The following is a 14,370-nucleotide window of genomic DNA, read 5'->3' as shown; positions in this document are numbered from 1 at the left end:
CGATGTTACATCTGCCAAAGAAAATGCTCTATGCGCTGGAAGCGGTGGTCGACATCGCGTTTAATGCGCGTCCCGATCCGGTGCAATCGAAGGAAATCACCAAGCGACAGGGCATTCCGCTTCGTTATCTGGAGCAGGTCATGCAACAGCTTGTCCATGGCGGCATCCTGAAAGGGGTGCGGGGCCCGCGTGGCGGCTATCGTCTTGCGCGAGAGCGGCGGCGGATCACGGCGGGTGATGTTATCCGGGTAATCAGTGCGGCCGAAGCGGAAGAGGATGCGCAGATTTTCACTTCCGAAATCGGGCAAAATGTGGTCGGGCCGCTTTGGAATGAGGCGCAGGCCTGCCTGCTGTCGGAGCTGGACAGCGTCACGCTTGAAGATCTCTGTCAGAGGGCCGTGGAGAAGGGCGAGGTTGAGGCACCGACCGCCGGATCGTATTTCGAAATATAGGATAAAAAATAATAGGTTGAAGAATGAAAAATGATGCACCGCGCGGTAAGGTCTATGAGTCTATAGTTGATACGATCGGATCGACCCCGCTCGTTCGGGCCCGACGGATTGCAAAAGATTGCCGCAACAAGGTCGATATCCTGCTCAAGCTTGAATTTTTTAATCCATTGGCGTCCGTCAAAGATCGCATTGCTGCTGCGATGATTGAATCTATGGAAGAGGCAGGCCTGATCCGTGAAAATACGGCGATTATCGAGCCGACATCGGGAAATACCGGCATCGGCCTTGCCTTCGTTTGCGCGGCGAAGGGATATCATCTGACACTGGTGATGCCGGAAAGCATGTCGATGGAGCGGCGCAAGATGCTGAAACTTCTCGGTGCCAATCTTGAGCTGACCGACGCGGCAAAGGGGATGAATGGCGCCATCGCCCGTGCGGAGGAAATGAAGGCGGAAATCGGGGATGCGGTCATCCCGCAGCAGTTCGAAAACCCGGCCAATCCTGTGGTTCACAAGGCAACTACGGCGAAGGAAATACTCGCGGATACAGGCGGCAAGGTCGATGTGGTGGTAATGGGTGTCGGCACTGGCGGCACCCTGACCGGCGTGGGCACTGTTTTGAAAGCGAAAAACCCTGATATCCGTATTGTCGCGGTGGAGCCCGAAGACAGCCCCGTTCTTTCCGGTGGCCAACCGGGTCCGCACAAGATTCAGGGCATCGGCGCGGGCTTTTCACCAAAAAACCTTGATGAGAGCCTGATTGACGAAGTGCTGACCATCGGCAATGAAACAGCGTTCGAGACGGCTCGTGAAGTGGCCCGGCTTGAGGGGATTCCTGTCGGTATTTCCTCCGGTGCGGCAGTGGCAGCGGCGCTGGAGATAGCGGATCGGCCCGACATGGACGGTAAAACAATCGTCGTTATCATTCCGTCCTTTGCCGAGAGATATCTCACAACCGCTCTGTTTGACGGTCTCTGACGTCATGGCGCTCAGCGACGACCAGCTTGACCGTTATGCTCGCCATATCATCCTGCGGGAAATTGGTGGCGCGGGCCAACAGAAACTGCTGCGCTCAAAAGTCCTGCTTGTCGGGGCAGGGGGGCTGGGCTCTCCCTTGGCTCTCTATCTTGCCGCAGCCGGGGTCGGCACCCTCGGTATTATCGATGATGATGCGGTGGATCTTTCCAATTTGCAGCGGCAAATCGCCCATGGTACCGCCGATATTGGCTCGGCGAAGGTGAAAAGTGCGGCTGAGGCGGTCGCGAAGATCAACCCGGATATTGACGTAATCCAATATCATGAGCGTCTGACCGTGGACAATATCGAGGAGATTATCACGGGCTATGATCTTGTGGCCGACGGCACTGATAATTTTGAGATTCGTTTTCTACTTAATGATGCTTGCTATTTAGCACAAAAACCCCTCGTTTCGGGAGCAATTTTGCAGTTTGATGGGCAAATCACCACCTTCAAACCCTATGAAGAAGGGTCGAATCCTTGCTATCGTTGCTTGTTTCCTGCGCCGCCACCGCCCGATGTGGCGCAGACCTGCGGCGAGGCAGGGGTCCTGGGCGCGCTTGCCGGTGTGGTCGGCACGCTCCAGGCGGTCGAAGTGGTAAAGGAACTGCTCGATATCGGGGAGGGACTCTCGGGCCGGTTGCTTCTCTACGATGCACTTGCGGCCGAATTTCGCAAAATTAAAGTTCCTCGCGATCCTGCTTGCCCTCTTTGCGGTGAAACTCCGACAATCACAGACTTATCCCGCCATCGTCACATGAAATAGGCGGCGGCGAGGGTAAGGGAGAGCGGCAGGGTGATCATGGAAATCATGGTCTGCACGGTGATAATCCCCGCCATCACCTCGGCGTCCGCCCCCAGGAGTTTGGCAAGCGCATAGCCGGAACTCGCCGTCGGGATGGTTCCGTAGATGATCAGGATCATGGCGGCAACACCCTCCAACCCTGTGGCGATAGCCGCCCCCGCGATCACAAGAGGGAAAAGAACCAGTTTCAACACTGTTGCGATCAGGACATAGGGCGCGCCGGTATGGATGGACTTAATTTTAAGACCAGCACCGACGCAAAGAAGTGCGAAGGGCAGGGCAGCCTTGGAGAGCAGCCCGGCGAAATTGTTAATGACGGGCAGGGGCCCGATCCCGGAAAAATTAAGGAAGGCACCGACGGCAATGGCCATAATCAAGGGGTTTCGGGCAATTTCCCCGATCAGCCGCCGCTTGAGCGATTGGGTGTTCGACCGCCCCTGATAGCCGACGAGAACAGAAACGCAAAATAAATTGGTGACAGGCACAAGGACAGCCGTGGCGACAGCAGCAAGAAGAAGCCCCTCCGCTCCGTAGAGATAGTCGGCAACTGCGAAGGCGATAAACGTGTTATGCCGCGCCGCACCCTGAAAGACGGACCCGCCGATGCGAGGGTCAATCTTAAGTATCCGGACAATCAGAAGGGACAACAGTCCCGTTACCGCAAGTCCGCCCAGAAGGGCAAGGGAATAGCTGCCGACGAGGTCGTTGCTGAAGGGCGCGGTTGTGGTGTTATAGAAAAGCAGGGCCGGGAACAGGACCCAATAGACGACCCGGTCTGCATTGTGCCAGAAATCACCGCCCGGAAAGCCGTTCCGTCTCAATAAATTTCCCAGCACCAACAACAAGAAGATCGGCAGCACGGAAAGCGATATCGCCCACATGTTCGATAATCCTTTTTATTGTTGGAACAGGTCCGGGGTCAGCCTGTTTTGTGGTCGATAGCGAGTCATTTGGCCAGCAGAAAGAATTCTGGTCGTATTGTTTTGTATACTTTGGTCTTACGAAGATAGTCTCGTCAGGATCAAAAGCTCGGGGTTGGGATAATATCCGGGGACGAAGGTCAATGCAACATTTGCCAGTTTGGTGACGGCAACAAAAAACCGGCCGGAACACTCTGATCCCGGCCGGTGATATTTATTCCAGTTAAGGCGGATCTTTACGCAATTTTTGGTGCGGATTGCAGCACATCATCCTCAACATAGTCTGTGAACTGTTCAAAATTATTGATAAACCGGGTCACCAGATCTTTCGCCTTCGCGTCATACGCATCCTTGTCCGCCCAGGTATTGCGCGGGTTCAGAATGTCCGATGGAACGCCGGCGCAGGAGGTTGGCATGGCGAGACCGAAGAACGGATCTTTTACAGTTTCGACATTTGCCAATGTGCCATCAAGTGCGGCATTGACGAGTGCGCGCGTATGGCCAATCGGCATGCGGTGGCCGGTGCCGTACTCACCGCCGGTCCAGCCGGTGTTGACCAGCCAGCAGTTGACGCCGTGCTTGGCGATTTTCTCACCGAGCAGCTTTGCATATACGGCCGGGTGGCGCGGCATGAAAGGCGCACCGAAGCAGGTGGAGAAGGTCGCCTGCGGTTCGTTGCCGAGGCCTTTTTCTGTACCAGCAAGCTTCGCGGTGTAACCGGAGAGGAAATGATACATCGCCTGTTCCGGGGTCATTTTGGAAATAGGAGGCAGAACACCAAAGGCATCTGCAGTCAACATCACTACGTTGGTCGGAAAGCCCGCAACGCCCGTTTCGGACGCATTCGGGATAAACTCGATCGGGTAGGAGGCCCGGGTGTTTTCGGTCAGGCTGTTATCATCGAGGTCAAGTTCCCCTGTGTCCGGGTCCATCACCACATTTTCGAGAACTGTGCCGAAGCGGCGAGTAGTCTCGTAAATTTCTGGCTCAGCCTCCTTGGAGAGGTTGATCACCTTGGCGTAGCAACCGCCTTCGAAGTTGAAAACGCCATCATCCGACCAACCATGCTCGTCATCACCGATCAGCATTTTACTGGCGTCAGCGGAAAGAGTGGTCTTGCCGGTGCCGGACAGCCCGAAGAAAACGCTGGGGTTACCTTCCTCGCTGACATTGACGGAGCAATGCATCGGCAGGATATTTTTTTCCGGCAGGAGATAGTTGAGAATGGAGAATACCGACTTCTTGATTTCACCGGCATAAGACGTACCGCCGATAATCACCAGTTTCTCGGCAAAATTGGGGAGAACGAATACTTCGGAGCGCGTACCGTCAACAGCAGGGTCAGCTTCGAAAGAAGGGACCTGCAATATGGTGAAGTCAGGTTCGAAATTATCAAGTTCATTCGGCGCAGGCTGGATAAACATGTTGCGGGCAAACAGATTGTGCCAGGCACATTCGGTAATAATCCGGACCCGCAGTCGATTATTGACGTCAGCACCGGCATAACAATCCTGCACGAACACTTCTTTGCCGGAAAGATAATCGCACATTTTTCCGTGCAGAGCGGAGAATTTGTCGGCCTCAATCGGCTTGTTGACGGCGCCCCACCAGATGTTTTTTTCGCTACCGGGCTCTTTCACGATGAATTTGTCATTGGCAGAACGACCTGTATGCTGGCCGGTCAGGGCGACAATCGGGCCACCAGCAGCAAGCGAGGCTTCTCCGCGCAGGAGGGATTCGCGGTACAAAGCCGGCGTTGATAAATTCCAATATGCCTTGCCCAGGTTGCCAAGGCCGTTCTTTTCCAGCCCATAACTACTCTTACGGGGTCCAATTTGCTCCACAATCTTTCTCCAGTGCTGTCTTTTCAGAGTTGCCCTGTTCCGGGCATTTCATTTCAGAATAGGGCGCATGTATAAGGCGCGCAATACAAGTATCACCAAAAAAGCAACTTAATGGTCATCAATTTTTGCGCCTGTTTCTTTTTTCCCTTGAATTTATTCCACTTAAAACAGAATCGCTGAATTTTCTGTTAATTTCTTGCGTTTTGTAAAAGCTTGATAATTCCCCTGCGGGCGTCCTCTGCGCTCACGACGGGCGACGGGAAAAGAATCCGTTCATATTGCCAGCCCTGACGTAGATCCATTCCCTCCACATCGATGCCGGATATTTCCCAGCCTTCGGCGGCAGTGCCTTTTGTGGCGGCCACCAGCTCCTGCACAGCGTCTGAATGATCCGTGTTCATATGGTCGATGATATCTGCTTCGGCATCGTCAGACGCGAGAAAGCCCGGATCGATCAGGAATTTCTCGCCGTCGAGCCAGTGAATATCGCCGAACCCGGCGACCAGATGGGCGCGGGAGACTTTCATTCGGTAAAGCTTGAAATCCGGAAAGTCAGCGAAATCGTGTGCAGAGGGGAAGCGGCGGAGATAGCGGGCCTTCAGTCCGTCGTCCTCAATGATGTCAAGAACACCCTCCATCGAGGCGCGGGACAAGGTAAGTGGATCACGATTACCCGCCTCTTCCGTAATCAGCAGAGATATGTGCGGGTTCTTGGCAATATTTTTACTATGTACCGCAAGATTAGAAAGCAGGAGAAGTGGTTGTCCCGCCGGATCGGTCGCCATGAGGACCAGAGAGGCATAAGGTTGATCATCAGACGCCATTGAGGTCGCGAGGGAAGCGGTAGACGCCCGGCGAAGGAGACGACGAACTGTCTTTGTGCGCGTATTGGTAGGGGATGAATCTGACATGAGCTTGTTTTGCGAAAAATTCGCAAAAAAGTAAAAGAAAAATTGAGAATCCTTCTTAAAAACTCAAATTTCGGCGCTTTTGGTGATCTTTCGGGCGGTAAATTCAGATTGGACATTCTGTTGCCTTATTTTGACTAAATGTAGATGGCAATTAGATGCGACAGATCATACAATAAGGTGATGACATGAATCTGGAGACTGACATGGCCACGAAAGTAGCCTTGGTCGATGACGATCAAAATATCCTGACCACCGTTTCGATCCTGCTGGAAAGTGAAGGATTTGAGGTGGATAAATATTCAGACGGGGAGGAGGCACTGAAAGGCTTTGCCGACAGCCCGCCCGATCTTGCGGTCCTGGATATCAAGATGCCGCGTATGGACGGTATGGAACTTTTGAACCGGTTGCGCCGCACCAGCAGCCTGCCGGTGATATTCCTGACCTCCAAGGATGACGAGATAGACGAATTCCTCGGCCTCAAGATGGGCGCCGATGATTATGTCCGCAAACCCTTTTCGCAACGTCTGCTGGTGGAGCGTATCCGCACCGTCCTCAGGCGCCATGGCTCCGTGAAGGAAAATGAGAGCGAAGGCGAAGAAGATATCATGATGCGGGGCAAGCTGAAACTCGACAGCATCCGCCATGCTTGTTTCTGGGATGGCCGGGAAGTGACCCTCACCGTGACTGAATTTATGCTTCTGCATGCGCTGGCACTGCGCCCGGGTCATGTAAAAAGCCGCGATCAGCTTATGGATGCGGCCTATGATGACAATATATATGTGGATGATCGCACAATCGACAGCCATATCAAGAGGCTGCGCAAGAAGATCAAGGCAACGGACCCCGACTTTTCCGCCATTGAAACCCTCTATGGCGTCGGATATCGGTTCAAGGAAAAATAGTACCGGAACGGTTCAGACGGAATGAATGTGGATCCCAAGCTCCATGGCGGAGACTCAGTTCTTGACGAGAAAAAACCGGAGAAACGGGAGAAAAAGGTAAGGCGCGGCCCCTTTTCCTCCCTTGGTCGCCGGATCATGGCGATCAATCTTTTCTCCGTTGTTTTTCTCGCAGGCGGTGTTCTGTATCTTGACCAGTTCCGTGATGGCCTGATCGAGGCACGGTTCCAGGCGCTGACCACGAATGGCCGGATGATCGCCGGCGCCCTCGGCGAGGCGGCGCTGCAGGAAGTCTCTCTTGACGGGCAGGTCCAGTATCTGACGCTTGATTCTCTCCCGATAAAGCGCGTTCTCCGGCGTCTTTCTATTGTGACTAATACACCGGGACTACTGTTTGACCGGGAAGGGGTGTTGATTGCCGACAGTCGCCGCCTGATCTCCGCCGGACGCAATATTGTGTCTGAGGAATTGCCTCCGCCAGAAGTAAAAAGCCCTGTCCGCCTTTTTTTTGAGGAACTCTATGATGGCTGGGAAAAGCTGTTCCCCGCGAAATACGACTATCCGCTCTTCCCAACCAACCCGATCCCGAGCGGGGCGGATTTTCAGGAAATAGGCACCGCCATCAATGGCGACAACGGGCGCATGACCCGCCAGACATATAATGGGGAGCTTGTCCTCTCCGTGTCCGTTCCGGTGCAGGGGTTCAAGCATATTCTGGGCGGGTTGTTGCTCACGGAAAGCGGCAACAGTATCGATGAATCTGTTCGCTCGGCGCAGGTCACGACGTTGATTGTCTTTGCCGTGACATTGGTGATCACGCTGCTCCTCTCTCTCTTCCTTGCGCGCACGATTGCGGCGCCGATACATATGCTGGCGGAAGCGGCGGACAAGGTGCGCCGCGGGATTGGCCGACGTATGGTCATCCCCGACTTCTCGGAAAGAAAAGACGAGATCGGCGATCTCTCCGTTTCCTTGCGGTCGATGACTACGGCGCTGTATGACCGGCTCGACGCGATTGAGGCCTTCGCCGCCGATGTATCTCATGAGCTGAAAAATCCGCTCACCTCCCTGGGCACGGCGGTGCAAGCGTTCGAGCGGGTGAAAGACGAGAAAATCCGCGAAAAACTTCGCGCCGTTATCGCCAGTGATGTAAAAAGGCTCGATCGCTTGATCACTGACATTTCAGCCGCCAGTCGGCTGGATGCGGAACTTTCTCGCGCGGAAGGTGAGCCCGTCGACCTGATCAAACTGGTCGAAGGGGTTCTTGATGGCTATCGTACGACGCAAATGTTTACAGCCATATCCTTTGACTTCAAGCGCACAAAGGATGCCGTCAAGGTTACGGGCTTGCCGGGCCGGCTGGGTCAAGTGCTTCGGAACCTGATTGATAATGCGGTTTCTTTCTCACCGGAAGATGGCCAGGTATTGGTCCGCCTGAAGGAGGACGAGAAATTTGTTATCCTCAGCGTCGAAGATGAAGGCCCGGGCATACCGGAGAACAAGCTCGACGCAATTTTCAGCCGCTTTTATACGGAGCGGCCGAAAGCGGAAGGGTTTGGCCGTCATTCCGGCCTTGGCCTGAGTATTTCCAGATTGGTTGTCGACGCCCATGGCGGGACGATCACCGCGCAGAACCGTACGGATGAGGCCGGCAATATACTGGGCGCTATGTTCCTAATAAAGTTGCCAAAATAGGAAAATCTGGCATAGGGTCGAAGCCATGATCAGCTGTCACGCCAGTTCTGTTGAGATTGAGGGGAAGGGCGTCCTGTTGCGGGGTAAGTCCGGGTCCGGTAAATCCGATCTTGCTCTTCGCCTTGTTGATGGCGGGGGCACTCTTATATCCGATGACTATACTGAGATTCATATTCGAAATGGCGCGATTTATTTGAAAGCACCTCCGGAAATTGGAGGCAAGATAGAAGTGCGGGGGTTGGGGTTGTTGCCCCTGCCTGTGGTCTGCGATATTCCGCTTGCGCTTGTCTTTGATCTGATGCCCTATAATCAGATTGAACGGGCACCAGCAGCTGACGTCACCGTTTTTGACGGAATAGAGATTCCGCGACGGGCGCTGGACCCATTTATGGCGTCGGCGCCTGCGATTGTTCGTCTCGCGCTCCGTCAAAATCCATTGCTCACAGGGTATGAATAAGATGGATCCGGAGGATCGACCTCGAAATCAGGTAGTTATCGTCTCCGGCCTGTCCGGCGCGGGCAAGAGCACGGCGCTACGTCAGTTTGAGGATATGGGGTGGGAAGTTGCGGACAATATTCCGCTCTCCCTTCTGACGGCGATGGTGGATGAGGCAGGCGACGGGGTGGGCGCCAATCTCGCAATCGGTATCGATTTTCGGACCCGCGGATTCTCAACGGATCTAGTGCTGGAAGTGATCGCTGCTCTGCGGGCAAAGGGACATGACCCAGTCCGGCTTTTATTCATGGATTGTGACGAGGCGGTGCTGCAACGGCGCTTCACCGAGACTCGTCGCCGCCATCCACTGGCCAAGGACCGGCCTGTGGGCGACGGGATTCGGCAGGAAAAAGACCGGCTGGGCGGGCTTAAAAGCGCGGCGGATCTCAGGATCGATAGCACAAGCCTGTCTCAGCCTGAACTTAAACGCATCCTGACAGGTCATTTCAGTTTGCAGCGCGCCTCGCGCCTGTCGATAACAGTGATGTCCTTTTCCTACGTCAATGGTATCCCGCGTGAAGCGGACCTGATGTTCGACGTTCGCTTCCTGCAGAACCCTTTTTATGATAACCATATGCGGCCGATGACGGGCCAGGATCAGGAAGTTGCGGACTTCATCGCGGACGACCCGGCCTATGCAGATTTTATGGATCAGGTGGCAAAGCTCCTTCTTCTGTTAATGCCGCGCTATATCGAGGAGGGGAAATCTTACCTCACCATCGCATTCGGCTGCACAGGCGGGCGTCACCGCTCTGTTTGTGTGGCGGAAAAAATTCATGACCTGATGGTAAATTCCGGTTATTTTGCTAATTTGGTGCATCGCGATCTGGCGAGTGCCGGGATAACAAGCAGATAGGACAAGACGTGCCATTTCAAAAAGGGATGAGAGCAATATGATCGGAATGGTATTGGTGACCCACGGACGCTTGGCGGAGGAATTCGTCAATGCGACGGAACATGTCGTGGGTCCACAAACCCAAGTGCGCGCCATATCGATTGGGCCGGATGATGATATGGAACAACGGCGTCAGGATATTCTTGCCGCCGTGGCCGAAGTAGAAAGCGGTGCCGGGGTGATTATCCTGACGGATATGTTCGGTGGGACGCCGTCCAATCTTGCCATTTCAGTCATGGAAAAGGCGAATGTCGAGGTTATTGCCGGCATCAACCTGCCGATGCTGATCAAGCTGGCGAGTGTGCGTGGGGAAGACAATATGGCCAATGCGGTCGCCGCCGCACAGGAATCTGGTCGGAAATATATCAATGTTGCCTCTCACTTGCTGGCCGACAAATCCTGATATGATTGAATTCCTGGATGCTGTTACGAAAGACGCGCGAGGATGAAGCGCGACCTGATGATCGGTAATGCCCGCGGTTTGCATGCGCGCGCAGCGGCGAAATTCGTGAAATGCGCGGAAAAATTTGATGCCGATATCAATGTCGTAAAAGGAGAGAACGAAGTCTCCGGCAGCTCGATCATGGGTCTGATGATGCTGGCGGCTTCAAATGGCACAACAATTTCTGTAGAAGTCACTGGCCCTGAAGCCGACGCTGCGATGGAGGCTCTGACGGAACTCGTTACAGACAAGTTCGGCGAGGAGTGAAAAACCGACAAGAATTGTCGTTATAACGATATAAATATTTCTTTATATGTGTTGATTTGGTGCGACGGGATTGCTATACAGACGGCAATCGAGGTCGGCTCCCGTCCATCTGCGGGTATGCCATATTGTAGAATTTTATGCGAAAGAGCAGGACATGACGAAATTTGAAGATTTCAAGGTCGCGGATTTGTCGCTGGCCGACTGGGGCCGCAAGGAAATAAACATTGCGGAAACGGAAATGCCGGGCCTGATGGCGCTGCGCGAAGAATTTGGTGACAAGAAGCCACTCAAAGGCGCGCGTATTGCCGGTTGCCTGCATATGACAATCCAGACAGCTGTCCTGATTGAAACACTGACGGCGCTGGGCGCGGAAGTTCGCTGGTCTTCCTGTAATATCTTCTCGACACAGGATCAGGCAGCTGCCGCAATGGCGGCGGCGGGAATTCCTGTCTTTGCCTGGAAGGGCGAAACCGAGGAAGAGGCGCTCTGGTGCATTGTCCAGACGATCGAAGGACCCGACGGCTGGCATCCGAACCTCATCCTTGATGATGGCGGCGATCTTACGCAGGTCATGCATGATGATTATCCGGAACTGATGAAAGACGTTCTGGGTCTGTCAGAGGAAACCACAACCGGCGTTCACCGTCTTTATGAAATGGCGAAAGTCGGAACGTTGAAAGTTCCGGCGATTAACGTCAATGACTCGGTGACGAAATCGAAATTCGACAATCTTTATGGCTGCCGCGAAAGCCTCGTTGATGGTATCAAGCGGGCAACCGACGTTATGGTGGCGGGCAAGGTTGCCGTCGTCTGTGGATATGGCGACGTTGGCAAGGGCTCTTCTGCCTCTCTTCGCAGTCAGGGCGCCCGCGTTCTGGTTACGGAAATCGATCCGATCTGCGCGCTGCAGGCGGCAATGGAAGGCTATGAAGTCGTTACCCTTGATGAAGCGGCAAAATTTGGCGATATTTTTGTCACCACCACCGGCAATATCGATGTTATTACCCTCGATCACATGCGGGACATGAAGGACCGCGCGATTGTCTGTAACATCGGCCATTTTGACAGTGAAATTCAGATAGGTGCGTTGCGTAACTACGCTTGGCACAATGTGAAGCCGCAGGTCGATGAGGTTGAATTCCCGGATGGCAAGCGTCTGATCGTGTTGGCCGAAGGCCGCCTGGTCAATCTCGGTTGCGCCACCGGTCATCCCAGCTTTGTGATGAGCGCATCCTTCACCAATCAGGTGTTGGCGCAGATCGAATTGTGGGAACGCCACGATACATATAAGAATGAAGTTTATGTACTGCCCAAGCATCTGGATGAAAAAGTTGCAAGACTGCATCTCGATAAGCTCGGGGTAAAACTGACTGAACTAAGCAAAGAGCAGGCGGACTATATCGCTGTGCCGCAGGCCGGTCCGTACAAGCCCGATCACTATCGGTATTAATTACCTTGGCAGATGACATATTGCCTGATTAAAGAGAAATGGCTGGCGGGACTATCCCTCCGGCCATTTTTTTTCTATTCTCTGGAAGATGTCGCCGAGCGTAGGGGGTGGCACCATGAGAAACGACACCATCATGGTGAGATAAATAGGCAAAAGCTTTGAACCGGCAAGGATGATAGAAGATTTTACCTCAACACAGTTGACGCTTGTCTGGTTGTTGACGCTCGCCGTTATCGGCTTGCTGATGGCGTTTTTTGTCATGCGCAAAAAGGCCCTGGCCCTTCTTGGTCAAATCGATCAGGAAAGTGAAAAGCAACAAGGCTATGAAGAGACAATCGATTCCCTGACATTGGAGCAGGAGCGGGCGCAGTCGGAGATTATATCGCTGAAATCCTCTCTCGCGACGGCGCGGCAGGAACGCGATGACTTTATTGAACTGTTGAATGCGGCACCTATCCCGATCTGGCGTCGCGACCAGAACTCCAAGATCATTTGGCGCAACCGGAAATATTCGGACATTGCCGGCATTGACGATGGCGAGGAAACGGCCGTGCCGGAACTGGCTTCAAGCCGCGATCCGGATCAGGCTCGCAAGCTGGCGACAAAGGCGCGGGTCACCGGCATGACACAGAGCGAGACCCGCCGTTATATAGTCGAGGGAGATCGGCTCAGTTTCAAGATTGTCGAAACGCCGCTGGAATATGATAACCAATTGGCGGGTTTTGCAATGGATACCACCGGAGAGACAGAACTTTCCGAGGAACTTAAACGTCATATCGAGGGCCATGCCGACGTTTTGGAAAACGTGGCTAGCGCCATCGCCATTTACGGCCCGGATCAACGGCTCGAATTTTTCAACCAGACCTATGCCAAGCTTTGGCGCATAAGCGATGATTTTCTCTATGGCAAGCCAACCATCAGCGAGGTACTGGATAAACAGCGGGAATTGCGCCGGTTGCCTGAACAAGCGGATTTCGCATCCTACAAGGATAAGCGCCGGGCGCTCTTTACCAATGTGATCGAGATGCGTGAGGAACTGGTCCAGCTTCCTGACGAAACAGTATTGCGCAACATTATCACGCCACATCCGTTCGGGGGACTTTTGTTCCTGTTTGAGGATGTGACCGACAAGGTCGTGTTAGAGCGGGCGCGCAATACCCAGATCGCGGTTCAGCGCGCGACGCTTGACAATCTTTATGAAGGGGTGGCTGTATTTGGATCAGATGCGCGTTTGAAACTCTATAACGCCGCTTACTGCGCAATTTGGGATGTTGAAGACGAGGATTTGCAGGAAGATTGCCATATCTCACAGATCATTGACTACCATATGGAAAGATCAGATCAGAAATGGCCGGACGATCTGAGGGAAAAATATATTGCCAATGTGACTCGCCGTGATGCCGCCAGCGGACGCATTGAGCGGGCGAATGGCACCATCATAGACTTTAACCGCGTGCCTCTGCCGGATGGAAATGTCCTTTTCACCTATGTTGATGTGACACATGAACTCCGCGCGCAGCGGGCGCTGCAGGAGCGTAATGAGGCATTGGAAGCGGCGGACAGGATGAAATCTGAGTTCGTGGCAAGCGTTAGCCATGAATTGCGCACCCCGCTCAATACCATCATCGGATTTGCCGAAATACTGGTGAAGGAATTCTTTGGTCCGCTCAATGAGAAGCAGGTGGAATACGGACAGGGTATTCTTGAAAGTTCCGACCATTTGTTGTTGCTCGTTAACGACATTCTCGACATGGCGAACATTCAGGCGGGCAAGATGGAACTTGAAAAGGCGCCTGTTGATTTTGCGGCAATGCTTCGGACAGTTGTTCCCATGGTACAGGATCGCGCAAAGAAACGGCACTTGGTGATCAAGACTGAGATCGAAGAGGATCTCGGTTTTGTCGATGTGGATGAACGGCGCATCAAACAAGTGATTTTTAACCTGTTCAGCAATGCCATCAAGTTCACCCCATCAATGGGCGAGATTGTCCTTGGCGCACATAGAACGAATGACGGGTATGTCATGACAGTTCGTGACAATGGAAAAGGGATCGCCGAGGATCAGATTGAGCATATTTTTGAGCGGTTCTCGAAGGGCGATACCACGAAGCAGAATGCGGGCGCCGGTCTCGGCCTCTCTTTGGTGAAAAGTTTTGTCGAGCTGCATGGCGGGTATGTTGCGCTCACTTCCAAGGAAAATATCGGCACGACTGTTTCCTGCTACCTCCCTGCGACTGTGGCCGCCGTGCCGACGCAGATGGTCGAAAATTCCTGACGG

Annotated in this window: 14 protein-coding genes; 11 read left to right on the top strand and 3 right to left on the bottom strand. The window is 53.5% G+C overall.

The annotated features are described in order from the left end of the window. Positions 1-2 precede the first annotated feature (2 nt). From LKE13_RS03765 to LKE13_RS03755, 3 genes are read left to right on the top strand one after another with little or no spacing between them, the layout of a single operon-like run. Positions 3-452: an RrF2 family transcriptional regulator gene (locus tag LKE13_RS03765; protein WP_227948357.1), complete on the top strand. Its 450-nt coding sequence runs from the start codon at positions 3-5 to the stop codon at positions 450-452. Between the two features lie 23 nt (positions 453-475). Further along, positions 476-1,429, top strand: coding sequence for a cysteine synthase A (cysK, locus tag LKE13_RS03760; protein WP_227948356.1), 954 nt, complete (start codon positions 476-478; stop codon positions 1,427-1,429). A 4-nt stretch (positions 1,430-1,433) separates the two neighbouring features. Continuing rightward, positions 1,434-2,234: a HesA/MoeB/ThiF family protein gene (locus LKE13_RS03755; protein WP_227948355.1), complete on the top strand. Its 801-nt coding sequence runs from the start codon at positions 1,434-1,436 to the stop codon at positions 2,232-2,234. Here LKE13_RS03755 and LKE13_RS03750 read toward each other — a convergent pair. The 3 genes from LKE13_RS03750 to LKE13_RS03740 all read right to left on the bottom strand — a co-directional run bounded on the left by LKE13_RS03750 (position 2,222) and on the right by LKE13_RS03740 (position 5,948). Further along, a complete protein-coding gene (locus LKE13_RS03750) occupies positions 2,222-3,154 on the bottom strand; it encodes an AEC family transporter (protein ID WP_227948354.1) in 933 nt (310 codons plus the stop codon). The genes LKE13_RS03755 and LKE13_RS03750 overlap by 13 nt on opposite strands. A gap of 275 nt (positions 3,155-3,429) precedes the next feature. Then, positions 3,430-5,037 carry a phosphoenolpyruvate carboxykinase gene (locus LKE13_RS03745; protein WP_227948353.1) on the bottom strand — a complete coding sequence of 536 codons (1,608 nt, stop codon included), beginning with the start codon at positions 5,035-5,037 and terminating at the stop codon, positions 3,430-3,432. Between the two features lie 188 nt (positions 5,038-5,225). Further along, positions 5,226-5,948 carry a HugZ family protein gene (locus LKE13_RS03740; protein WP_227948352.1) on the bottom strand — a complete coding sequence of 241 codons (723 nt, stop codon included), beginning with the start codon at positions 5,946-5,948 and terminating at the stop codon, positions 5,226-5,228. 203 nt (positions 5,949-6,151) lie between these two features. Here LKE13_RS03740 and LKE13_RS03735 point away from each other — a divergent pair, with 203 nt between their 5' ends. The 8 genes from LKE13_RS03735 (at position 6,152) to LKE13_RS03700 (ending at position 14,367) form a co-directional block, all read left to right on the top strand. Then, positions 6,152-6,850 carry a response regulator transcription factor gene (locus LKE13_RS03735; protein WP_227948863.1) on the top strand — a complete coding sequence of 233 codons (699 nt, stop codon included), beginning with the start codon at positions 6,152-6,154 and terminating at the stop codon, positions 6,848-6,850. A gap of 21 nt (positions 6,851-6,871) precedes the next feature. After that, positions 6,872-8,542, top strand: a complete 1,671-nt coding sequence (locus LKE13_RS03730; protein ID WP_227948351.1) for a stimulus-sensing domain-containing protein — start codon at positions 6,872-6,874, stop codon at positions 8,540-8,542. A 25-nt stretch (positions 8,543-8,567) separates the two neighbouring features. Then, a complete protein-coding gene (locus LKE13_RS03725) occupies positions 8,568-8,999 on the top strand; it encodes an HPr kinase/phosphorylase (RefSeq protein WP_227948350.1) in 432 nt (143 codons plus the stop codon). Between the two features lies 1 nt (position 9,000). Then, positions 9,001-9,894, top strand: coding sequence for an RNase adapter RapZ (rapZ, locus tag LKE13_RS03720; protein ID WP_227948349.1), 894 nt, complete (start codon positions 9,001-9,003; stop codon positions 9,892-9,894). 37 nt (positions 9,895-9,931) lie between these two features. After that, positions 9,932-10,336, top strand: a complete 405-nt coding sequence (locus LKE13_RS03715) for a PTS sugar transporter subunit IIA (RefSeq protein WP_207042374.1) — start codon at positions 9,932-9,934, stop codon at positions 10,334-10,336. Positions 10,337-10,378: 42 nt separating this feature from the next. Continuing rightward, positions 10,379-10,642, top strand: a complete 264-nt coding sequence (locus LKE13_RS03710; RefSeq protein WP_227948348.1) for an HPr family phosphocarrier protein — start codon at positions 10,379-10,381, stop codon at positions 10,640-10,642. Positions 10,643-10,796: 154 nt separating this feature from the next. Continuing rightward, entirely contained in the window at positions 10,797-12,092 is a 1,296-nt protein-coding gene (ahcY, locus tag LKE13_RS03705; RefSeq protein WP_227948347.1) for an adenosylhomocysteinase, read from the top strand. A gap of 172 nt (positions 12,093-12,264) precedes the next feature. Further along, complete coding sequence (locus LKE13_RS03700) at positions 12,265-14,367, top strand: sensor histidine kinase (protein ID WP_227948346.1); 2,103 nt, start codon at positions 12,265-12,267, stop codon at positions 14,365-14,367. Positions 14,368-14,370 lie beyond the last annotated feature (3 nt).

The organism is Sneathiella sp. HT1-7, from assembly GCF_020731145.1.
Lineage (GTDB): Bacteria > Pseudomonadota > Alphaproteobacteria > Sneathiellales > Sneathiellaceae > Sneathiella.
The sequence above is the reverse complement of the archived record's forward strand: the minus strand, read 5'-3'. Positions and strand labels throughout refer to the sequence as shown.